Below are 23412 nucleotides of genomic sequence, written 5' to 3'. Positions count from 1 at the left end.
GATGTGAGGCGTACAGGGCCGTCAAGCCAATGTAATATCGTGTAAAGATCACGCGCGAGGCAGTTTGATCTCCATCGTCAAACCGACGGGCGCCTCGTTGCACGCCACGATGGTGCCGCCATGCATTTCCACAGCCCTCAAGGCAATCGTCAGGCCCAGCCCGAAACCGACACCGGCTTCGCTCACTCCGCGCTCGAACGGATGGAAAATGCTCTGCAGCCGCTGATTTTCAACACCCGGCCCCTGATCGGTGATCCGCACTGTCAAGCCGTTTGTCGCGAGATTGACCTCGGCCACTACCCGTACAGTCGTCATCGGCCGCGTATGGCGCACCGCGTTTCGAATGACGTTCTCGAAACACCGATACAGCAGCTCGCCGCTGACACAACTGACAAAGGCAGGACAAGCCTGCAGACTGACCTGGCAACCTTTCATGCCCGCCTCGAATTGCGCGTCCTCGACAATCACCGCCAGCAACTCGATGATATCCAGAGGCTCGCGGTCGATACTCTCGGGCCGGCCTTGCACCCGCGCCAGGGTCAATAGCGCCTCGATCAGGGTATCCATGCGCAGCGATTCGCGCTCGATGCGCCCGACCATTTCCTCGCGTGCCGGATCCTGCTGCAACAGCCCGATGGCCGCTTGCATGCGCGTCAACGGTGAGCGCAATTCGTGAGAGATGTCGTGCAATAAATGCTGTTGGGCTTCCACCAGCAGTTTCAACTGCTTGGCCATACGATCACAGTCCTCGGCCAGATCGACGATTTCATCGCGGCGACGCCCCATCATCGGCTTGACCCGGGTCTCGAAGCGCCCCTGCGCCACGTCGCTCATTGCCCGCCGCAGATAGGCCAACGGCCACGCCAGGTAGTAAGCCATGTAGCCGCTGAACAGCGCACTCATCACCGTGCCGATGATCAGCGGAATAGAACGCCCAGGCCCGCGCCCCCCTCCCATGCCAGGGGCATGCGAGGATCTGAGCGACAGCGTGATCCCCTCCTTGCTGGTCAGCGATCGCTCATAGGCCGGTTGCGCAACCGGCGACCCCGCCAGCAGTTGGCCGGCACTGTCATAGACGCCAATGGTTTGATTATCGGGGTGCTGCCACACCGTCAGGAGCTGCCGTCCCGAATCGACACCAAACTCTCGCAGCAGCTGTTCTTCGCTGGCCAGGATCGCCTCCAGATGAGGATCTCCGGGCCCGAAGCTGCTCAGCCACAAAATGCCCAACCCAACAATGAAAGTCAGACTGGTGGCCAGCCAGAACGCCAGGAACAGCTTCCAGAACAGACGACTGAGTTTCATCATTCGGCGATCAACAGATAGCCGAGACCACGCACGCTCTGAATCCAGGCCTTGCTGTCGGGGCGCGGACCCAACTTCTGCCGAATGCTGCTGATATGCACGTCGATGCGCCGGTCATAGCGGGCCAACGGACACCCCAAGGCATTGAGCGACAAATCCTTTTTACTCACCACTTGCCCGGCACAGCGGGCCAGCTCTTCGAGCAGGCTGAATTCGGTACTGGTCACCCCCAGCTCGCCACCCTTCCACATGGCTTGGCGTTTGCCGGGCCACAACACCAGGGGGCCGGTCTTTATGACTTCCGTGGTCGGCTGCTCCGCCGGCTGCACCCTGCGCATGATCGCGCGCAAACGTGCCACCAGCTCACCCGGCGAACTGGGCTTGGGCACATAATCATCGGCCCCGAGTTCCAAGCCGGTGATCCTGTCAATGTTGTCGCCACGGGCGGTGAGCAACACCACCGGGACCTGACTACTGACCCGAATACGCCTGAGCACCTCTATTCCTGACAGTCGGGGCAGCATCACATCCAGGACCACAATGCTGTAGTGCCCCGAAAGCGCTTGAATTTCACCCTCCTCGCCGGTGTGCACGGCAGTCGCCTCAAAGCCTTCACGCTCCAGGTATTGGCTCAGCATTCCTGTCAGTTCCTGGTCATCGTCGACTAGCAATACGCGGATCATGGTGAGCTCATCAGTGGGTATCCACGCATTATCGCCCTTGCGCCTCGCAGCGTCATCGCGCCAGGCCAACCTTTACCTAACTTGACACTGGGTTAACCGCACCAAACGCCCCGCGCTCTTATGCTTGGCCTCCACCCGTCTGGCCGCCGTGGTGACCCGTTTGCGACGAGTTACCCAAGCGTGCCTGCTTTGCTTGTCGATGTGTTCTGGAAAAGATCTTGATGAATTTTTCGCGCCTGCTCTGCTCGGTTGCGCTGCTGCTCAATGCCACACTTGCACACGCTGAAGGCTTCAAAATCTCGGATATTCGTATCAACGGCCTGCAGCGGATCTCCGCGGGCAGCGTATTCGGTGCATTACCGTTGAACGTGGGTGACGAAGCCGATGATCGAAGGCTGGTGGAGTCCACCCGCGCACTGTTCAAGACCGGATTCTTCCAGGACATCCAGTTGAGCCGCGACGGCGATATTTTGATCATCAATGTGGTTGAGCGCCCATCGGTTTCCAGCATCGAGTTCGAAGGCAACAAGGCGATCGCCACCGACGACCTGATCAAGGGCTTGAAACAGTCCGGCCTGGCCGAGGGTGAAATTTTCCAGCGGGCGACCCTTGAAGGCATGCGTAACGAGCTTCTGCGTCAGTATGTGGCGCAAGGCCGCTATTCGGCCGAGATCGCGACCGAAGTCATTCCCCAGCCACGTAACCGTGTTGGCTTGAAGATCAAGATCGACGAAGGCAGCGTCGCCGCGATCCAGCACATCAACGTGGTGGGCAACTCGGTGTTCAAGGACGAAGACCTGATCGGCCTGTTCGAACTCAAGACCAGCAACTGGTTGTCGTTTTTCAAGAACGATGACAAGTACGCCCGCGAAAAGCTCTCCGGTGACCTGGAACGCCTGCGTTCCTACTACCTGGACCGTGGCTATATCAACATGGATATCGCCTCGACCCAGGTGTCGATCACCCCGGACAAGAAAAGCGTCTATATCACCGTCAACATCAACGAAGGCCAGAAATACAAGGTCCGTGACGTGAAGCTCAGCGGTGAACTGAAAATCCCCGAGGACCAGGTCAAGTCCCTGCTGCTGGTGGAGAAGGGCCAGGTGTTCTCGCGCAAGCTGATGACCACCACCTCGGAACTGATCACCCGCCGCCTGGGTAACGATGGCTACACCTTCGCCAACGTCAACGGCGTACCGACGCCGCACGATGACGATCACACCGTCGATATCACCTTCATGGTCGACCCGGGCAAGCGCGCCTACGTCAACCGTATCAACTTCCGTGGCAACACCAAGTCCGCCGACGAAGTGCTGCGTCGTGAAATGCGCCAGATGGAGGGCGGCTGGGCTTCCACCTACCTGATCGACCAGTCCAAGACCCGTCTCGAGCGCCTGGGCTACTACAAGGAAGTGAACGTTGAGACCCCGGCCGTCCCAGGTGTCGACGACCAGGTGGACGTGAACTACGCGGTGGAAGAGCAGGCCTCGGGGTCGATCACCGCCAGCATCGGTTTTTCCCAGAGTTCCGGCCTGATCCTCGGCGGCTCGATCACCCAGAACAACTTCCTGGGCACGGGTAATTCCGCCAGCCTGGGCTTGACCCGTTCGGAATATCAGAACAAGTACAACATAGGTTTCACCGATCCCTACTTCACCGCGGACGGCGTGAGCCTGGGCTACAACGCGTTCTACAGTTCGACCGATTACAACAAGTACTACAGCGACGGCGTGTCCTACTACTCCATTAACAGTTATGGCGCCGGTGCCACGCTCGGCTACCCGATCAATGAAACCTCACGATTCAGTTTTGGCCTGACAGCGCAGCACGACACGATCGACCCGGGCGTCTACAGCGCCGATGAGATCTACGACTTTCTCCAACGCGAAGGCAAGGATTTCACCAACTTCAAAGCCAATCTCGGTTGGTCGGAATCGACGCTGAACAAAGGCGTGCTGGCAACCCGCGGATACTCGCAGAACCTGAACCTGATGGTGACAGTGCCCGGCAGCGACCTGAGCTTCTACAAAATCGACTACACCGGGCAAACCTTCCTGCCGGTCAGCAACAGCACCTCCCTGCGTTTCCATACCAAGCTCGGTTATGGCAACGGCTACGGCTCGACCGACAGCCTGCCCTTCTATGAAAACTACACGGCCGGCGGTGAAGGTTCGGTGCGCGGTTTCAAAAGCGGGACCCTCGGCCCACGCAGCACCCCGGCCACCGGCAACTATGCCAGTGCCGGCCAACAGTACTACTCCGACCGGACCACTGATGCCCTGGGTGGCAACATCCTGATCACCGGAGGCGTGGAATACCTGTTCCCGATGCCCTTCGTCAAAGACAACAAATCCCTGCGCACCTCCGTGTTCTGGGACGTCGGCAGCGCCTACTCGGACAAATGCTACCTGAGCACCACCCAGGGCTGCGGCGGCGTGGATCTCGGCCAGTTGGCCAGCTCACTGGGGGTCGGCGTCACGTGGTACAGCGGGATGGGGCCCTTGAGTTTCAACCTGGCATTCCCGGTTCAAACGCCCAAGAACGCCGAAACACAAGTGTTCCAGTTCTCCATGGGACAGACCTTTTGACCCGACGACTGCAATCATGAACAGGACGCCCCAAGACAAACCGCAGGAATGGTCCGGCCAACAGACCGATCAACCGACCGAGGCCGCCGCGCCGATCAGGATATCCTCGAAAAACGCCCCGACCGCTTCGGTGGGATGGCATAACTGGATTTCCAGGACCCAGACCATCTCGCTCGGGACAATCTCCAGCTCAGCCAGCTTCTCCCGCCCGAACAAGACATGGGGGAAATCGGCGATGCGATGCCCGGCCAGGTTGCGTTCCAGCCTCCAGCCTTTCGAGGCGGCGCTGCGTTCGGCGAAGTCATAGAGGCCACGACCGCTCAGCCCGCGGCGCCAGGCCTCGCGGGTTTCGTCGAACACTTCATGCAACGCCTTGACGCACGCCAGGTGCAGCGGGTGCTCACCGAACACGAAGGTGTCGCCATAATCGCCTTCATAACCGTCCCACACCGGACCGAGATCGACCACGGCGATATCGGTCGCGCGTAGTTTGCGCAGCGGATCGATGCCCTGGCGAGGCGTGCGCACGGTGTCGTCGCCAAAACGGATATAGGTCGGATGCCAAGTGTGAGATGCCCCCATGGCCTGCAACTGCTGGTTGGCCATATCGAGGGCTTCGGCGGTGGTCATGCCGACCCGCAGTTGACTGGCGATCGCCGCCAGGGCACGCACCGATTGTTCGCGGGCGGCCAACATGCCCTCCAGGGAATAACGTGGGCCGACTTTTTCCCAGACCGGATCGAGCGGCTTGGGCGCAGACGCGGACATCGACCTGCCGCTGGGGACGAAGGCTTCGGCGACAAAGTGATGAGCTGGCACGCCCGCCGCCAGGCATTGTGCGCGAACAGCGCCGATCATCGAGTTGTTGCCGCAGGCATAGACCTGGGCCTGCATCCAGCGCCGCGCCTGGTCAAAGGCAACCTGCTGCACCCGGGCCGCTGGAGACAGCACCGGGTGCCAGGAAAAACCGCGGTGCTCGGCGCTGGCGCGGTCCAGAAAGTCACGGTCGTAGAAATCCCCTGGCCGCGAGCCGCCCCAGTACAGCGTCACCTCGGCGTTCCGGGCCAGCGCGGTCAGCAGCAGCGGCTTGACCCCGGCGTAACCGGTCCCGGTGGCGAACAACACCACGGGACGAGCCTCATCGTGCTGCCAGGTGCAGGCACCCAATGGACCTTCCAGCGTCAGCGCGTGGCCGACCTCCAGCGTCGCGAGCCTCTGCTCGGAAAAAAGCCCGCCACGAACCCGGCGAATATGAAAGACCAGTTGGCCGCTCTCCCGTGCAGGGAGATTGGCCACCGAGAAACAGCGGCTATCGCCATCGTCGAGGCGAAACTTGAAATACTGGCCGGCCCGCACCTCGACGGGCTCCGGCGTCTCCGGCATCAGCACCAGCTCGGTGATATCGACGCTCAGCGCGCGCTTGCTCAAGACCCGGGCGGTGATTTCCAGCGCCGGCGTGTCCAGCGACCAGCCGGGGATTTCCAGGCGCATATCGGCGCAGGCATGGCTCTGGCACAACAGCATTTCATCGGCGGCAAGCGGGTAACACGGCGCCGGGTCATCCGCAGCCACCAGCTTGTCACGGTAGTGCCCCGCCACGACCTTGACCTTGCACGAGCCACACGCCCCTCGGCGGCAGGAGAACGGCACCGACAGACCGCTGGCGAGCATCGCGTCGAGCAGCAATTCGTCCCCCGCCGCGAAGGTTTTGCCCGAGGGCGACAACTCAATGACATGGCATTTGTTCATAGAAACCTCGGGGTGAATGAGATCCCATTGTTGCGCTAGACTAGGACCATTAGAACCTCCAGTTTTGGAAACTTCAGATGGTCCAGATGCGCAAATGGCGACCCCTGCTCAAACTGGATGGAGGCGAGACTCAAGCGTCTTATCGCAAGATCGTCGAAGGCCTGGTGAGCGCCATTGTCGACGGGCGCCTCACGCCCGGAACGCTGCTGCCCGGGACGCGGGAAATGGCGCGCTTGCTCGACGTCAACCGCAAGACCGTGATCCTGGCCTACGAGGAGGCCATGACCAAGGGCTGGCTGGTCAGCGAACCGCGCCGGGGTACCTTCGTCAACGCACAACTGGCGGCCACCGCCACGGCCCGCAACGCCCCTGCGTCCTTCGCCCTGGAACTGCTGGCGCAACCGGCCGTCCCCTACTTCGCCCAGAGCCGCCAGATGGCCGAACTGCAACACCGGCCCGAGGCACTGTTCTTCGATAACGGCGCCTGCGACCATCGCCTGCTGCCGCAAGCCGTGTTGCATCGCTACTATCGCAACGCGCTGCGCAAGAGTTTCGCGTCCAATACCGTGCGCCACGGCAGCGACGGCACCAGCCATGCGCTGCGGCGGGCGCTCGCCGAAATGCTGCGCAACAATCGCGGCCTGGCTGTCGAAGCCGAGCATATCTGCCTGACCCAGGGCGTGCAGATGTCGCTGTACCTGAGCGCCAGCGCACTGCTGGAACCCGGTGACGTGGTGCTGGTGGAACGCCTGAGTTATCCGCCGGCGTGGGAGATATTCCGCAGGCTGGGCGCGCAACTGGTGACCGTGGACCTGGACAGCGAAGGCTGCCGAATCGATCAGATCGACCAACTGTGCCGGGTGCACAAGGTACGGATGATCTATCTCACGCCCCATCACCAGTTTCCCACCACCGTCAGCCTGCACGTCGGGCGTCGGCAACAATTGCTGGCCTTGGCCAAGCTTCATGACTTCTGCGTGATCGAGGAAGACTACGACTACGAGTATCACTTTGACGGCCGGCCGTATCTGCCCCTCGCCAGCGACCCCACACAACGACATGTGATTTATATCGGCTCGCTGTCCAAGTCGCTGGGCTCGACGTTCCGCTGCAGCTATGTGGTCGCGCCCGGCAATGTGATCGAGGTACTCAACCGAAACGCCGCGCTGACCCTGGGTCAGGGTGACGCGGTGGCGCAGCAGATGCTCGCGGATCTGATCAATGACGGTGAACTGAAGAAGCACCTGCGTCGGGTTTCCAAGGAGTATCGGCGGCGTCGGGAAACCCTGCTCGGTTGCCTGGTGGAGGCCTTTGGCGAGCGGATTTCGGTGCGCGAGCCCGAAGGCGGCCTGGCGCTATGGGTGCGTTTTGCCGATGAGATAGACGTCGGGCAACTGGTAGCGAAGGCTCTGGAGTTCAACCTGGTGGTGCGTGACAGCCGCCAGTTCTCGCCCATGGATCAAGCGGAGAATGCGCTGCGTTTGGGCTTTGCCTCGCTGGATCGAGATGAACTCCGCCAAGCCACGCGGCGCTTGGCGCAGGCGGCGAGCGCCATCGCCCAGACAGGCCCCCGTCGAAACATTCTGTAACCCCATCAATTTGGCAGGAGTGCCGGTAACGCGTTCAATGAGCGTTTTTTGCAAGGAGCAGGCTATGCCTACCGGTCAACTCATTCTAATGGCCATCTTTGGGATCGTTGTCATCGCCTGGGGCGCCTGGCGGGACATGAAGAATCACAGAAATGAAAAAGCGGCGCGACAAGCCGAGGGCAATACCAGGGGTTAATCGGGTGATCCGAGCCGCCTCCTGCCCCCCCGAAACCGCCTCGATCGAGCCGCTCACTGCCAGCCGAAGCGACGAATGTAGTAACGCTTCATCAGCGTCGTGAGGCCGAAGTAGCCCAGCAGGATAGCGGCCAACCAGCCGAAATAGGCCAATGGCAGCGCCTGCAGCTTGAAGTACGGCGCCAGCGGCCCCATCGGCAGCCACAGCCCCAGCAGCATGATCGCCGCGGTCATCACCAACAGTGGCGTGGCTGCCCAACTCTGCACGAAGGGCAGTCGGGGTGTACGGATGAGGTGCACGATCAGTGTCTGGGTCAACAGCCCGACGACGAACCAACCCGACTGAAACAGCCCCTGCCGCGCGACGCTGTCGGCGGCGAACACCCACCACATCACGCTGAAAGTGATGATGTCGAACAGCGACGACAACGGCCCGAAGAACAGCATGAAGCGCCCGATGTCGGCCGGATTCCACTGCAGCGGCCTGGCCACCAGTTCGGCGTCCACCCGGTCGAACGGGATGCCGGTCTGCGACACGTCATACAGCAGGTTTTGCAGCAGCAACTGCAGCGGCAGCATCGGCAGGAACGGCAGCACGGCGCTGGCCACCAGTACCGACAGCACGTTGCCGAAGTTCGAGCTGGCGGTCATGCGGATGTACTTGAGCATGTTGCAGAAGGTGGTGCGGCCCTCGATCACCCCTTCATCCAGCACCAGTAGACTCTTTTCCAGAAGAATGATGTCGGCCGCCTCCTTGGCGATGTCCACCGCCGTGTCCACCGAGATGCCGATGTCGGCGGCACGCAGGGCCGGCGCGTCGTTGATGCCATCGCCGATGAAGCCGACCACATGGCCCCGCGCGCGCAGGGCCCGGATGATGCGCTCCTTGTGCAGCGGCGCGAGCTTGGTGAACACGTCGTACTGCTCGACGGCGGCCTGCAAGGCGGCATCATTCATGGCCTCCACTTGCGGGCCGAGCAATATCGGTGTGGTCGGCAACCCGACCTGGGCGCACACGTGCGCGGTCACGGCCGCGTTGTCGCCGCTCAGCACCTTGACCCGGATACCGTGCGCGGCGAGAGCCTTGAGCGCTGGTGCGGCGGACTCCTTGGGCGGGTCGAGGAAAGCGATGAGGCCCACCAGCACCAGGCGGGCCTCATCGGCCACGGTGTAGATCGTCTGTTCCGGCGGCAGCTCCTTCATGGCCACGGCGACCACCCGCAGGCCCTCGGCCCCCAGCTCCCGGGCGTAGGCTTGTACGCGCGCGAGCGCCGCCGCATCCAGCAGGGCATCCCCGGGCGCCGAGCCGGCCAGCGCGGGGGCGACACGGACATGGGTGCAGATCGACAGCACTTCCTCCAGCGCGCCCTTGCAGATCAACTCGTGGTGCTCGCCCCGCTCGTCGCGCTCCGCCACGACGACCGACATGCGTCGGCGCACGAAGTCGAAGGGAATCTCGTCGATCTTGCGGTAGGCCTCCTCGAGCTTGAGCTCCTGGGCCAGTTCGACGTGGTCGAGCACCGCATGGTCAAGCAGGTTCTTCAGGCCGGTCTGGTAGTAGCTGTTGAGGAAGGCGAAATTCAGGACGTCAACCGAAGCCTGGCCGTAGGCGTCGGTGTTGCGCGCGACGGCGATCTTGTCTTGCGTCAGCGTCCCGGTCTTGTCGGTGCACAACACGTCCATCGCGCCGAGGTTCTGGATTGCATCCAGGCGTTTGACCACGACCTTCCTGCGCGACAGCAGCACCGCGCCCTTGGCCAGCGTGGAGGTCACTATCATCGGCAGCATTTCAGGGGTGAGGCCCACCGCGATCGACACGGAGAACAGGAACGCCTGCAGCCAGTCCCCCTTGGTCCAGCCGTTGAGGACAAAGACAATGGGCACCATGACCGCGGCGAAGCGGATGAGCAGCCAACTCACGCTGTTGACTCCGGCCTGGAAGGCATTGGGCATCGGGTCGACCGTCAGGGCGCTGGCCGCCAGCGTGCCAAAGTAGGTGCGCGAGCCGGTCGCCAGCACCAGCGCCGTAGCGGAGCCGGAGACGATACTGGTGCCCATGAACAGCAGGTTGAGCGCCTCCAGCGGCCCGGCCGCAACGCCCGGCGGCGTGACGAACTTCTCTACCGGCGCGGATTCGCCGGTCATCGCCGACTGCGCCACGAACAGATCGCGCGCCGTCAGCACGCGGCAATCGGCCGGGACCATGTCGCCCGCGGACAACACCACCAGATCGCCCGTCACCAGCTCGCGCACGGGGATATTCTGTCGTAACGGGGTGTCTGATTTGGCCACCTCGTGGCGAATCACGCTGGCGGTATTGCCCACCAGCGAACGCAGGCCCTCGGCGGCCTTATGCGAACGGCCTTCCTGGACGAAGCGCAGCAGCGTGCTCAGGATCACCATCAGGCCAATGACCAGCGTGGCCCTGGCATCCGCGCTCAGCCAGGACAGGCCGGCCAGCGCCGTCAGCAGCAGGTTGAACGGGTTCAGGTAACAACGCCACAGCCGCAGCCAGCCCGGCAACGGCTTATCGTGGTCCACCTCGTTGGGGCCGTCGAGCAGCAGGCGTTGGGCGGCTTCGCGCGCCGTCAGGCCGCTGGCGCCGGAACCCAGCCGGCGCAGCGCATCGGCTTGCGGCTCCGCGGCGGCGTGCAGCAGGTCAACGGCAAGCTGCCCGGAAGCAGCCGGCGCATGACCACCGGCCAGGGTGCCGAGCAGCGGCCGTCGGCGGAAATGCCGTAGGGCGCGACGGCGGCGCAGAAAGCTGCTGAAACCTTGCTTGAGAAGCTTCATCTTGAATCCGCTCGCATCCACGGCGGCGCCGGGAGCGAATGCCCAGTGCCACGACCGCTGTATGACGTTTTGTTGATCAATCTGTATCTAACGCCCGCCCTGTGACCGCCCTACTATCGTGCGCTCCATCCAGGAGTACACCATCAGAGAAGACGAAACCCGCTTTATTTTAGCGGGACCTCCAGTTCGCTCTCTCTTTTTTCAGGAGCTACGCCATGCCCGAGCTGTCCAACCTTTTTGCCTATGGCCTGATCTCACTCGGCATGGTGCTGACTCCAGGCCCGAATATGCTCTATCTCATCTCGCGGTCGATCTGCCAGGGACGCATGGCCGGACTGGTGTCCCTGGGCGGCGTGGCGTTGGGTTTCGTCGTCTATATGTTCTGCGCGGCGTTTGGCATCACGGCCCTGGTCCTGGCGGTTCCCTATGCGTATGACACCCTGCGATTCGGCGGAGGGCTCTACCTGCTCTACCTGGCCTGGCAGGCGGTCAAGCCCGGCGGCCGTTCGCCGTTCCAGGTGCGCGACCTGCCCAAGGACAGCCCACGCAAGCTGTTCATGATGGGGTTTGTCACCAACCTGCTGAACCCGAAAGTCGCGGTCATGTATTTATCGCTGCTGCCCCAATTCATCAACCCCGCCGACCACGGCAGCGTGCTGACGCAATCTCTCGTGCTTGGCTTTACGCAGATCGTCATCAGCGTGAGCGTCAACGCGTTGATTGCCATCATGGCCGGCTCCATCGCCGCCTTTCTCGCCAACAGGCCCATGTGGCAAGTCGTGCAACGCTGGCTGATGGGGACGGTTCTCACCGGCCTGGCGGTGCGCATGGCGGTCGAAGGGCGGCGCTGAAACAGATTGTTTGCGGTTGAATCGTTGGCGTCGACGACTTACCAGGAAATCCTCGGGCGGATTAATCTCCCCCCGTCCTTCAGGCACGCAGGAGTCGAGCATGAACATCGCCAACTGGCTGGACGCAGCCGGCCTTCACCACCCCAAGCGTCCGGCCTTGTTCGAGGGGCAGCGACAAGTGGCCAACTACGCCGCCTTTGTCGCCCTGGTCCGGCACCGCGCCGCGTATCTGCTCGACGAGCACGACATTGCCCCCGGCGACCGGGTCGCGCTGTTCATGAAGAACTGTTGCGAATACCTCGAGCTGCTCTATGCCATCTGGTGGGTCGGTGCCGTGGCGGTACCGATCAACTGCAAGCTGCACCCCGTCGAGGCCGGCTGGATCGTGCGCAACGCCCAGGCCCGGCTGATTTTCACCGATGGTGGCCAGGTGTTCGCGCCCGGGGCCCTGTCCCAGGCGTGTCGAGAGCTGGATCGAGAGGACATGGGAACACTCGCCTCGAGCACATCGCCGCCGGACATGCCTTGTCCGCGTCAGACCGACGACCTGGCCTGGCTGTTCTACACCTCGGGCCCCAGCGAACGCTTCAAGGCGGTGATGCTCAGCCACGGCAACCTGACAGCCATGTCACAGGGCTGTTCGCCCGAGGTCGATCCGCTCGACGCCGATGAAGCCGTGGTGTATGCCGCGCCGATGTCTCACTGCGCCGGCCTCTACAGCCTGATCCATGTACGCCGGGCGGCTCGCCATGTCGTGCCGCCATCGCGCGACTTCAAGGTCGATGAACTGCTCGGGCTGGCGAGCGGGTTTGGCAATATCACCTTGTTCGTGGCCCCCGCCATGTTCACGGGCATGGTCGAGCAGGCCCGCCGCCAAGGCCACGACGGCAAGGGAGTCAAGACCATCATCTATGGGGACGCGCCCATCTACCCGACGGACCTGCGCAACCTACTGCTCAGGAACAGCTACGGCGAGCTCCTCAAGACGGAGCTGCGTCTATGGTTGAAGGCCAGCGCGAATGACACCTGCACCTCCTGAAAAACATATCCACGGATATCCAGCCAGCCCCCGGATGTCCCCGTGACAAACGGGATTCGCCGGCACGACGCAAGCTAACCCGAGGGGGGCTCGGCGTTTCTCAATGCCGCGCCCGGGCGAACTGGGTCAGGGTTTTCTGTTTCGGGCACAGATTAATACCTGTGGGGGTATTCCCGGCCACGGTCAACCCGCCACCGACCGACACCCGGTCGCTCAAGCCCTCTGCAAGCATCAATCAGGAAAAGTGGGACACCCATTAGCCGGTCTCCCCACCTCAGTTGGCCGCGCATGATGATCTGGACTTTGGCTTACGCCTCCGTCGCCGACGGCCAGCCGACTCGTGCCGCACTGCGAAGATTGGACTGAACAACCAAGCGATGAAACGGGGCAATGAGAGAAATATAGAGACGACCCAGGCGATTGTGGCAGTGAACTACGGTCGACAGGGTCAAGTGACGTTTAGCGCCCGACGACGACTGACCGGAACACAGAACAGAGAGCCTGAAGTCCAGGTGCTTGTCGTCTTCTCCAAGAACAACTTCAGTTGGACTTGTGCTGTAGAGCTTGAAGATGCCGAGTCGGCCCGCTCCGCTCCGCGCATCCAGTGAGGCGAGATGCTTGGTTGTCTTGAGGCCGAAACCGGCTACGAGCGCGTCTCGAACCGTCATGAGCCTGCCGACCCAAGGCGATTGGTGAGCGAAGATGAACCTCGCCAGCAATTCAGGATTGGTTGACGCTCCGCTGGGAAGCTCGATCGAGTAAGCGTCGGCGAGACTCATCGAGGCGTAGGCTGTAGCAATCGCCGACTCCGGAGGAAGCGACACAGAGGTTGCGTGATGGTGTTCGGTTGACATGTAGGCGGCCTATGGTTCGTTTCTGAGGTCTGACGCCGAGCTGACCGGCAGGTTGGCGTGACGGCTACGTCCCCCCATGCTCAACGCCTTGGAAACGGGGGGGCGCTTTATTGGCTGGCGACCTCAACCATTCGGCGGGCTGCCCAACGCTGACGATAGTTGATTAGACGGGGATTCGCCCGCCAACAAGGCATCCACCACCGCACGTGCCACTTCCACCGAATGCAGCATGCCCCAGAACAATGCTCGTTCGACGGGGTTGGTGTGCAGGCTGATTTCGTCGCCATTGAGTTCCGCGGTTTCGAGCAGATTGGAAACGTAGACCAGGGCGTCCTGGGCGGTTACCCCGGGTTGGATGGCGAATAGCGTGGGTTTGTAGAGGGCTTCGGGGGTGACTGGTTTCGAGCTAGTGAATGTGAGGGTGTCGAGCAAACGTGGCGTGCTGGTCGGGGCTGGCTCGGACTCGTTGGATGGCGTATCAGAGAGTCTGCGCAGGTACGTCGCTCTATCGGCGGTGCTGAGGGCTTTGTGAACGGTCGGCGGATCGGGGGTAATTTTCTTGGTCATGGTGACCTCCCTATTCAAATTTAGGAGTTCGCCATTTCGTTTCCACGCGAAGGGTGGCGAACTGTGCGCGGGGTGGAAAACCGGAGAATAGGAACCCGGCACACCATAGGTGTCCCACGCACAGCCCGCCATAAAGCGAAGACAAAAAAGCCGCTTATGCGGCAATGTGCGCCGATTCCTTTACGAGTTTCCACACCCGTGTCGCTGGATTTGCAGCGACACTTGAACAGTAGCCCCGACGTTTGGCGCACGCAATATTCTCACATGCCTGAAACGCGTGGGAAATATGAGTTTTTTTGGAAGGCTATTTCGCGTATTGATTGGGGGGAGTACCAGACGGGTTTTCCCGAACAAGACAAAATGCCCTACAGGGGCCCGGGCTGGGATGATTAGCGAATTGCCCGCCGGAAACGGCAGAGCTCTCCCCCGTCCACTCACCAGACACAACGACCCGGTCTGTCGATAGCAGCCTTGCAGGGCTGGCTGCTATCGGCCAAAAGCAGGCCTTGCCAACTCAGCCTTGCGCTGAACCGGCAGGGCAAGATTGCCCTCGCTTTCGGTCACTTCCAAAACCCAGAAGAGCCATTCACCGTGATGCGAAGCAGACGTTCGTAACTTCTGAAACAATGAAGGAAGAAGAGAACTCGTCGTAAGCTCGCAATAAATACCTGCCCGTTTTCTGGGCATCATTAGGGGATACGCATGACAAAAAAAATACTCGAAGAGCGGGGATTCTTCTGGTGGCACGATGATCCTCTGCCGGCGAATCAATTTGCCCCGGACAGTTGCGTTGTTGGCACTCTGACCATTGAAGAGAACGGTGCGGCACATCTTGAACTGGATGGCTATTTCGCAAGCAGCGAAGGCGGTCCGATGGCGAGCATCGGGGCGCCGGGACAGCAATTCCCGTTGGAGAAAGCCATCCAAGGAAAGCTCAAGGCTAGTGGCCGAAACGTTTTGTTGCTAGGTCTGCGACGACGTGGCGGGCAGTTTAGGTCCAACGGCATTTCACACGAGGGGTTCGCCGCCTCGCATTGCCTTGTGACGGATAGATCGTTTCCACCAGCCACACGCCCGCTCCAATTTAGCGCTCTTGACGTCGAGCTGACTGGCCTGGAAGAGTGGTTGCGGCTGGGAGATATCGAGGTCAAACGAACCCGGCAAAGTATCTCGGCCAAACATCGGGTGCCCAAGGCCGATATCCATGAGTTGGACGACGGCACTTTGACGATGCGTTACGACATCACTGGTCCGTGGACTGGAAAGTCCGTGCGTCGCATGGACAAACTCAATCTCGTGGAAAGCGTGAACCTTCGGGTCAAGCCGAAGCGGGCGCGCACGCTGCTCGAAATGCAAGAGGAATATGCGCGGTTGCAGGAGCTATTTATCCTGCTAACCGGAACGACATTTTCGTTGGAATGGCCGCGGTTGATCATCGGGAAGATGGCCTACCATTATTATTACGAAGGGTTCGAGCGATCAACCAAGGCTCCGACGTGGGACGAATGCTGGGTCAATTACATTCAGGTGAAGAGCAACTTCGGTTCGATCGTGACGGCGCTGCGCCGTAAGCGGGAGGAGTTCGGGCCGGGGTTCTATCTCTATCTGGGCATCCGGCGCGGTATGAAGATGTATGTCGAGCACCGATTTGTGAACCTGATCTGGGGGCTTGAGTCATTGCACCGCCGGAAGAACAAAGACAAGGCAAAGGAAACCAAGCTCGATGCCAAGATCCAGCGGATACTGGATCAAATCAGTAGCCGCGATGACAAGCGATGGCTCGAAGGTCAACTGAAACACGCGGGCGAACCGTCGTTGAAAGAACGATTGATGGACGTCCTTTCCGCATTGCCACTCGGCCTCGAGCACAAGCGGATGGAAGCCTTTTGCAAATCTTGCGCCGACCGTCGGAACGACATGTCGCATTTCGGCGGTCAGCGGGAGGGGAGCGATTACCGGGAATTCACGATCGACCTCGCGAAGAAATCCGAAGCTCTCGCGCATCTTTATCACGCTGTGTTGTTACACGAAATCGGTGTGGATGCCGCCTCGATCAAGGCAAACCTTTTGGAAAATGGACCGAATACATATCGCCCGAAATATGCGTTCCGAGAGGTTGGATTGCTGCCGGTGGGCAAGGGGGATGCTTCGGCGCTGGATGGGTAAGTCATGGCCGATATCAGCCCTTCACGAAGGGCTGCTCTGGGTCGATTCTGTTGAAAAAGTCCACCCGGGCTGACGGTCCATGCATTGAGCGGTGAAAACGTCATTTTTACACGCTGCTACGTGAAATCTGAGTCCTGCACCCTCTGCTCAAAACACGGATTTTAATCTCAGACGCGTACGTTTCCGTCGTGAAAACCGAAACCGACTTTTTCAACAGAATCGGTCGATTCCTGACAGTCGCAATCGGCCAAAAGCAACCATTCAAAAATCTATGGATCTAGGGGCGATTCAAGCACTCGCCCGAAGAGGAGCCAGCGCCTAACGCATAAAAAGCGCTCCAACGGAGTAATACAACTCGATCAATTTACAACCTAGACGTCATGGAGATTTTATTTCACTCAACTTCGCTAGTTCTTCCTTAATGTAGTTGTGGAAATCTTTGGGCAATCCTGCTGCTGCATAAAGATAGTTGGAGGCGGCAATAATAAACTGAGTGATTCTGTTCGAAGATCTTAGACTTGACGCGAGCTGAAAATCTTTATGCGCATCAACAACAGATAAATATCGTAGCGAGAGATCTCTACAAGGAATCAATGTCCTACCGATTTCCGCAGGTGCCTCAAGCAACCCTCGCGACAACTCTACAAATCGATCCCATCCAGGCAACTCAAGCTCACTTTTTTTAGCTCCGGAGGCTTCTTGCACAGAGTTCTTTAAGTCTCGTCGTTGAATATAACTATCGCGGCCTCCCCAAACGTAGTAGCGCAATATTTTTTCATATTCAACTTGACCCATCACTGGATCAAAGATATCTGCAATTTGCGAAGAAATTGGGGCCATAACCAATAAAAAACTTAAAACCAAAGAACAATACACAGCCATATGCTCTTTTTTCTCAGGATTTAACTCCCCTTTATTAAGGCGAATGACTCCGAGCAACTCTCTTAACGCTTTCGCAAAATCATTCTCCAATGGGATTCGTGTGTTGACGTACTCCCCTAATGGACGTAGCGCTTCACTCCGCTCATAAATTTTATAGTAATCGTGCCAAACAGATATTTCAGCAGAGTAATACTTTTTGTCAAGATAATTAATACTGGCAGATTCAGCGTACGAGTCGAAATCATACTCTTGAAACAAATGTACATTCAGTGTCTTAGCACTTACTCGATGTGCTTCCGACGCTTTTTTGGTTAAAATCACATATGACTCTTCACACCCTGTATAGGCCATTACACCTGATGCCCAGAACGCCCTATTTATCGCGCTCATTTTACCGACAGTTTTGCAGTCAAATAGGGTTCGCCTTATGCTTCCCCGACGCGATATTTCCAAACCTAAAACATCAAGATCCGTAATAACCGTCCGAACATCAGTTATTTCACGTACGTTATTTACAATAACCTCAAGATATGGCAACACCCCATTCGAGATACAATAGCGTATTGCCTTTTCTTTTTGAGAGGTATCTTTATCTAGCACGGCCATTTATCATCCCTTATATGTCTAAGTTCAAAAGCAATTGGTCCATTTCATGCTGGGCTTCAACTGCGATCTGTACTTGCTTTCGTTTTCTCATATCAGAAGATGAAATGATCGATTGAATATAGGACTCGTCCCGCGAAAATGATATCCGCGCCTCAGCATTGACCTCAAGATTCGCGAGTTCTCCTGTAGAAAGAAGTTTTATCGCAATTTCGAGAGCATCGGAATTTTCTTCAGACTTAATAAGTACCAGCTCACATCGGGAACTGGTAACCGGCCTCAAAAATGCCACCTTCATAAACACCAGGTTTTTATACTGATCGCTAGCTTCTGAGTTACTATTTAAAAAGCCCTTATCACGGAGACTCCTCAATATAGCAAGTGGAGATCGAATTCTATATTCAGCTGGCATCAGCTGGCCTTTCCGAACGCATGAGACTAAAGCCATTGCCCTCTCATAAATTTCTCTTTTCGCGGAATTTAGTCTCATCGCACCAGGGTTGGGTGTAAATACGAACTGTTCCAACGAACCATTTCCGAAGCGTATAGATGGGGGCTTCAGTATTCCTTCAGATGCCATTGCTTGAACCAAAGAAAGCTCTACAGCATCTAATGCTGTCCCTCCTATTTCTTTGTTATTCAAAACCATCGATAGTGGCCAGCCTTGGTTAGCTTTTAGCTTCTGTAAAACTCCGCTGATGCTCTTCGATCCAGACTTTGCCGTTAAGTCGGCCAATCCATCTAAGTTATCAGCAAAGTAGTACGGACTCAATATTATATCTTTGCCTCTTGCTTTGTGGGTGCGTAGCAAACCACCTTCTTCACTGTATCTCATGCACGTCTCAAAAATTCCGATATCGGCTCCAAGACTATTTATTAGCTTTTGTTTATTCTCAGGCTTGTTATAAACTTCACTTAATATTGCGAGCATGACGCTTTCAGCTTCGCTAAGATCCTCACTCTCAGTGTATCCTCCGATCGTATCGTAGATGCTTTTAAAATGAGGGATCTTTGGGGTAACTGCTGAAATTTTAGATCGAGTTCCAGAGAGCTCAACAAACTCTAAATCATCAAGAATTTTTAGAACCTGATCTAAAGCATATGATGGTATCTTAAAATAATGATAGGATACTTGACGAAGAACATCGTAAGAAATGGTACCTAAGCCTCGTATATGTACCGCAAGAGTTGCCGCCATTCCTAGTTTTTTTAAATAGTCAAATTCCGGTGTTTCGTACTCTCCGAGTGCACTATGAAGATCGTAAGAAAACTCCGCTATTTTTGTCTTATCCATCGTATGATCCCTCAAATATGATGACGGTGTAGAGGCTATGCGGAATCTAGCACCTCATGATGGCTGAAAGCCATCCACCGGGGCTCAGTTTCTGGAGTACTTCGACGTTAAAGCAGTTTTTGCCCTAGCCCAAATATCTGATTCTGGCCGCTTTCCGCCCATGCTGACCGGCAGCAACTGGCCGATTTCCACCACTCACGCTCGACCGCTTTCCCCTCCCCTAAACACTCTGCCGACGCATGCTCAGTACCGCTGCACCAAAGCCAATAAAGGTCGACCCCACCACCCGATTCAACCATTTGGAAAATACGGGACGGATCAGAAGGCCTTTGGCGCGAGAGGCCAGTGCGGCATACAAACTCAAGGACGTCAGCGACAAGGCCATGAAGATCGCCGTGAGGATCAGAAATTGCGGCAGCAGTGCGGCGCTTTGATCGATGAACTGCGGGAACAGCGCGGTGAAAAATATCGTTGCCTTGGGGTTGGTGGCCGCAGTCAGGAACGCCGACTTGTACAGTTTGCCGCGCGACGGCCTGTTGCGGGTCGGGTGACCTTGAGCTTCACCTGCCAGTACCGGGGCCTTTTTCAACAACTGCTTGGCGCCCAGATAGAACAGATAACCGGCACCGGCAATCTTCACCACGTTGAACATCCATTCGGAACTGGCCAGCAGCGCCCCAAGGCCCAGCATGGCCGCCGCCGACAGACAGAACAGGCCGCTGGCGTTACCGAGTGACGACCACAGGGTGGAACGCGGGCCGTAGGTGATGCTGTTGTTCAATGCCATTAACGTCGCGGGACCCGGACTGGCGATGGCAATACCCGCAACCACGGTGAAGGCAAGAACCGAGTGAACATCCATTTTTCTGACTCGTCGGGGATTGAAGGACCGATCCTACAAGGGTCATCGGAATGTTTCATCCCCAATAACTCAACGTCCTTTTTGCACACACCGATACCTTCAAGGTATCCAGCAATACTTACTCAATATTAGACACCTAAAACCAAAGGTAGGAAGCTAAAAGCCACAACAACAATACTTAAAGAGCATCACCATGAACCCAGCCCGCGAAAGCGTTCCTGCCGTATTCCCCTCAACCTTCCTCACGTTGATCGGGTCATGAACATGCAGCCCAACTCCTCCTGGATCGTCCTTTCCATCACCGCGTTCTACATGCTCAGCCTCGCGCTGATCAGTTTCGGTGTACGCCGACATTCTCGTAGCGCCAATAACTACACCACCGGCGGCGGGCACTTTCCGGCATTCCTGATCGGTTTTCTGATGCTCTCGGAATTCATCGGCACCGCCGTCAGTATCGGTACCGCGCAAACCGGCTTCAAAACCGGGATCTCCGCCGCCTGGAACCTCTTCGCCCTGGCCCTGGGCTTCGTGCTCTTCGCCTGGCTGCTGGCGCGCAAATACAAGGACCTGGGCGACAACACCATCTCCGGCGTGCTGTCGCGCAACTACGGGCAGAACACCCGTTTCGCCACCTCAATCATCACCATCTTCGCCCTGGAAATCGTCGCGGTGTCCATCTATGCCAGCGGCGGCGCGGTGCTGGCCAGTGTGCTGCAAGTCGATCGCACCCTGGCGATCATTATTGTCGGTGTGGTTTCAGTGCTGTACGTCAGCATCGGCGGCATGCGCTCGGTCATCTATACCAACTTTGTCCACGCCAGCCTCAAATACCTCGGCGTCGGGCTGGCGCTGTGGTTCGGCTTGAAACAGGTCGGCGGCATCAGCGCCCTGCGCACTCAACTGCCGCCCAGCATGTTCGACTGGACCGCCATCGGCTGGGGCCAGATCATCGCCTGGATGATTGCCGGCATCGGCTCGATCTTCTCCACCCAATATGTGATTCAAGCGGTGAACACGGTCAGTGACGCGGGCAAGGCACAACGGGCCTGTTTCTATTGCGCCGGCCTGATGATCCCTTTCGGTATCGGCGCGGCCTTGATCGGCATGTGCAGCGCCGCGTTGTTCCCCCAGGTTGACTCGCTGCAAGCCTTCCCCCGCCTGATCGCAAGCATGGATCAACTGACCGCCGGCCTGGTGGTCGCGGGCCTGGCCGGCTCGCTGTTCGGCACCATCTCGGCGGTGAGCATGGGCTCGGCGACCTTGCTGCTGCGCGACTTCTACGAACCCTGGTTCAACCCGGAAAAAAGCGACGTCAAATCCCTGCGTTTTGTCCGGCTGGCAACCGTCGTCGTCGGCCTGTTGCCGATCGCGCTGGCCCTGACCTCGGACAAGGTGCTGATGATCGCCTTCCTCGGCAAAGCCCTGCGCGCGTCCCTGGCGGTACTGGTGCTGATGGTGTTCTACGCGCCGAAATTCGGCACCCCGAAAGCCGCGTTCCTGAGCATTATCGCCTCTCTGCTGGCGACGGTCGGCTGGTTCCTGGCCGGCAATCCGTGGGGTATCGACAATGCCTATATCGCGCTGTTCACGCCGCTGCTGATCATGAGCATCGGCCATGTCACGCGACGCGGCACCCCGCCCCGGCCTGCGGAGTCGCCGGAAACCGCTCTGCCGTGAGCCGCTGTGCGGCAGGCCGCCCTCAGGCCTGCCCTTTGAGGAAATGACGAATCCGTATCGCCACCCCTTCGCTTTGAAAGCGTCGGGCGGCCGCCTCGATCTTCAGCTCGGCGCGGGTTACCCGCTCATGGTGACGCAAGTGGCCGACCCAGGACTCGTCGAAGAACACTTCGCACCACAGGCGCGGGTTTTCACTGTCCTGCAGCAGGCACCAGGAAAACGAACCGTTGCGCTGGCGCATGCGGCGTACCAGGTTCATCGCCTGCTGGAACGCTTGGACGTGTTCCGCGGCGATGTCGTATTCCAGGCTGATCATCACCGGCCCGCGTTCCAGGTCGGTGCCCGCATTGAGCAGCGGTTGTGGCCAATGCAACGACGGCGCCAGGTCTTCCGCCTTGCGCTGGGGCAAACCAACACGCCAGGTCAGCCCGACCCCGACCAGCAACACCACCGCCGCCACGCTCAGCGCGACGCTCATCGACAGCAAGCTGGCCACCCAGCCCCAGAGCAACCCGCCCAGGGCCATGCTGCCGAAGAACATCAGGATATACACCGCCAGCGCTCGCGCCCGCACCCACGCCGGTACCGAGGTCTGGGCCGACACCTGGAAACTCGACAGCACGGCGATCCAGGCACCGCCGCTGATCAGCATCACCGGTATCAACAGATAAAAGTCGCGCAACCAGGCCAGCGCGAACAGCACCAGGGCATAGGTCACACTGGCCAGCGCCACCAGGCGATCCGTCGGTATGTGTTGGCGCAAGCGTGGCAACTGCATCGCCCCCAACACCGCGCCGAGACCGACACTGCCGAGCAACACGCCGAACTGCGTCGCGCTGCCCTGCAACTCGCCGCGCACAATCAAAGGCAACAAGGACATACCAGCGCTGGCACCGAAGAAAAACGCCAGGGTGCGAATCAAGACCCGTTGCAACGGGTTGGAACTGCGAGCGTAGCGCCAACCCACGCGCATCGCGCTGAACAGCCGCTCCGCCGGCAAGACCGCAACCATCGGCTCCCGTCGCCAGCAGCCAAGCACGGCGATGACCGCAAAGAACGACAGCGCGTTCACCGCAAAGGTCGCCCAAGGCCCGGCCAGGCTCACCAGGACGCCGGCGATCGCCGGGCCCACGGCGCGCGCGACATTGGTGCCAACGCTGCTCAAGGCGATGGCCGCCGGCAATTCGCTGGCGGGTACCAGTTCCGGGGTCAGCGCCGACCAGGCCGGCATCATCAAGGCCGTGCCGATGCCCATGGCCAGGGTCAGCAGTAGCAACAACGGCACCGTCATCAAGCCGCTGAGGGTCAGGAACGCCAGCAGCATCGCCACGCTGGCCATCCAACCCTGCACCAGCAACAGGTAGCGGCGCTTGTCGACAATGTCGGCCAGCGCCCCCGCCGGCAGCGCGAGGAAAAACATCGGTGCCGCGGCGACGACCTGGACCAGCGCCACCGTCATCGGGCTGGCCGATAACGAGGTCATCAACCAGCCGGCGCCGACCTCATGCATCCAGGTGCCGATGTTCGAGGCGATGCTGGCCAGCCAGAGTCCGCGAAACAGGCCGTGCTTCAGCGGGCTCCAAGGCGAAAGGGAGGCTGCGGCATGGGGACTATCGGGGGTCTGTTTCATGACGGTCCTTGAGTCGGGGAGCGGTTTGAAGCCCGGGCCCGGATAGCGAGAGCGAAAAGTCTAGCGAACGACTATGCCTGTCCGC

At 59.0% G+C, this 23412-nt stretch carries 14 protein-coding genes and 2 pseudogenes; 6 read left to right on the top strand and 10 right to left on the bottom strand.

What is annotated here, in order from left to right:
• Nucleotides 1-48: 48 nt before the first annotated feature.
• A complete protein-coding gene (locus tag PFEN_RS11155) occupies nucleotides 49-1308 on the bottom strand; it encodes an ATP-binding protein (RefSeq protein ID WP_191486883.1) in 1260 nt (419 codons plus the stop codon).
• Nucleotides 1305-1988, bottom strand: a complete 684-nt coding sequence (locus PFEN_RS11150) for a response regulator transcription factor (RefSeq protein ID WP_191486882.1) — start codon at nucleotides 1986-1988, stop codon at nucleotides 1305-1307. Before PFEN_RS11150 ends, PFEN_RS11155 begins: the two co-directional genes overlap by 4 nt.
• 199 nt (nucleotides 1989-2187) lie before the next feature.
• Between PFEN_RS11150 and bamA the strand changes: the two are divergent.
• Nucleotides 2188-4576: pseudogene (gene bamA / locus PFEN_RS11145) on the top strand (outer membrane protein assembly factor BamA).
• 69 nt (nucleotides 4577-4645) lie between these two features.
• Here bamA and PFEN_RS11140 read toward each other — a convergent pair.
• The gene (locus PFEN_RS11140; RefSeq protein ID WP_191486880.1) at nucleotides 4646-6325 is read right to left on the bottom strand and encodes an NAD(P)H dependent flavin oxidoreductase family protein; all 1680 of its coding nucleotides are present in this window, start codon (nucleotides 6323-6325) and stop codon (nucleotides 4646-4648) included.
• A gap of 77 nt (nucleotides 6326-6402) precedes the next feature.
• Here PFEN_RS11140 and PFEN_RS11135 point away from each other — a divergent pair, with 77 nt between their 5' ends.
• Nucleotides 6403-7914, top strand: a complete 1512-nt coding sequence (locus PFEN_RS11135; protein WP_191486879.1) for a PLP-dependent aminotransferase family protein — start codon at nucleotides 6403-6405, stop codon at nucleotides 7912-7914.
• A 249-nt stretch (nucleotides 7915-8163) separates the two neighbouring features.
• On the opposite strand, the gene mgtA is transcribed toward PFEN_RS11135, so the two are convergent.
• Complete coding sequence (gene mgtA, locus PFEN_RS11130) at nucleotides 8164-10902, bottom strand: magnesium-translocating P-type ATPase (RefSeq protein WP_191486878.1); 2739 nt, start codon at nucleotides 10900-10902, stop codon at nucleotides 8164-8166.
• 215 nt (nucleotides 10903-11117) lie between these two features.
• On the opposite strand from mgtA, the gene PFEN_RS11125 reads away from it, so the two are divergent.
• Together PFEN_RS11125 and PFEN_RS11120 are read left to right on the top strand one after the other, a co-directional pair.
• Complete coding sequence (locus PFEN_RS11125; RefSeq protein WP_191486877.1) at nucleotides 11118-11753, top strand: LysE family translocator; 636 nt, start codon at nucleotides 11118-11120, stop codon at nucleotides 11751-11753.
• A 100-nt stretch (nucleotides 11754-11853) separates the two neighbouring features.
• Nucleotides 11854-12699 (top strand): annotated as a pseudogene (locus tag PFEN_RS11120) (AMP-binding protein); the annotation flags it as partial.
• A 401-nt stretch (nucleotides 12700-13100) separates the two neighbouring features.
• Here the strand turns inward: PFEN_RS11120 and PFEN_RS11115 are convergent.
• Together PFEN_RS11115 and PFEN_RS11110 are read right to left on the bottom strand one after the other, a co-directional pair.
• The gene (locus tag PFEN_RS11115; protein ID WP_191486875.1) at nucleotides 13101-13646 is read right to left on the bottom strand and encodes a DUF2867 domain-containing protein; all 546 of its coding nucleotides are present in this window, start codon (nucleotides 13644-13646) and stop codon (nucleotides 13101-13103) included.
• Between the two features lie 123 nt (nucleotides 13647-13769).
• Nucleotides 13770-14213, bottom strand: coding sequence for a hypothetical protein (locus tag PFEN_RS11110; RefSeq protein ID WP_191486874.1), 444 nt, complete (start codon nucleotides 14211-14213; stop codon nucleotides 13770-13772).
• Nucleotides 14214-14915: 702 nt separating this feature from the next.
• Between PFEN_RS11110 and PFEN_RS11105 the strand changes: the two genes are divergently transcribed.
• Nucleotides 14916-16379 (top strand): HEPN domain-containing protein, encoded by a 1464-nt coding sequence (locus PFEN_RS11105; protein WP_191486873.1) that lies wholly within the window; start codon nucleotides 14916-14918, stop codon nucleotides 16377-16379.
• Between the two features lie 378 nt (nucleotides 16380-16757).
• Here PFEN_RS11105 and PFEN_RS11100 read toward each other — a convergent pair whose 3' ends face one another.
• The 3 genes from PFEN_RS11100 to PFEN_RS11090 all read right to left on the bottom strand — a co-directional run bounded on the left by PFEN_RS11100 (nucleotide 16758) and on the right by PFEN_RS11090 (nucleotide 20020).
• Nucleotides 16758-17867 (bottom strand): hypothetical protein, encoded by a 1110-nt coding sequence (locus tag PFEN_RS11100; RefSeq protein WP_191486872.1) that lies wholly within the window; start codon nucleotides 17865-17867, stop codon nucleotides 16758-16760.
• 10 nt (nucleotides 17868-17877) lie between these two features.
• Nucleotides 17878-19158 carry a hypothetical protein gene (locus tag PFEN_RS11095; RefSeq protein WP_191486871.1) on the bottom strand — a complete coding sequence of 427 codons (1281 nt, stop codon included), beginning with the start codon at nucleotides 19156-19158 and terminating at the stop codon, nucleotides 17878-17880.
• A 220-nt stretch (nucleotides 19159-19378) separates the two neighbouring features.
• Nucleotides 19379-20020 (bottom strand): LysE family translocator, encoded by a 642-nt coding sequence (locus PFEN_RS11090; RefSeq protein ID WP_191486870.1) that lies wholly within the window; start codon nucleotides 20018-20020, stop codon nucleotides 19379-19381.
• 264 nt (nucleotides 20021-20284) lie between these two features.
• On the opposite strand from PFEN_RS11090, the gene PFEN_RS11085 reads away from it, so the two are divergent.
• On the top strand, nucleotides 20285-21697 hold the full coding sequence (locus tag PFEN_RS11085; protein WP_191487000.1) for a sodium:solute symporter family protein: 1413 nt from the start codon (nucleotides 20285-20287) through the stop codon (nucleotides 21695-21697).
• A 22-nt stretch (nucleotides 21698-21719) separates the two neighbouring features.
• Here PFEN_RS11085 and PFEN_RS11080 read toward each other — a convergent pair whose 3' ends face one another.
• Nucleotides 21720-23327, bottom strand: coding sequence for an MFS transporter (locus tag PFEN_RS11080; protein ID WP_191486869.1), 1608 nt, complete (start codon nucleotides 23325-23327; stop codon nucleotides 21720-21722).
• Between the last annotated feature and the right edge of the window lie 85 nt (nucleotides 23328-23412).

This window comes from Pseudomonas sp. FEN, from assembly GCF_904067045.1.
In the GTDB taxonomy this organism is placed as follows: Bacteria; Pseudomonadota; Gammaproteobacteria; order Pseudomonadales; family Pseudomonadaceae; genus Aquipseudomonas.
Note: the sequence above shows the minus strand (reverse complement) of the source record. Positions and strands in the feature narration are given on the sequence as shown.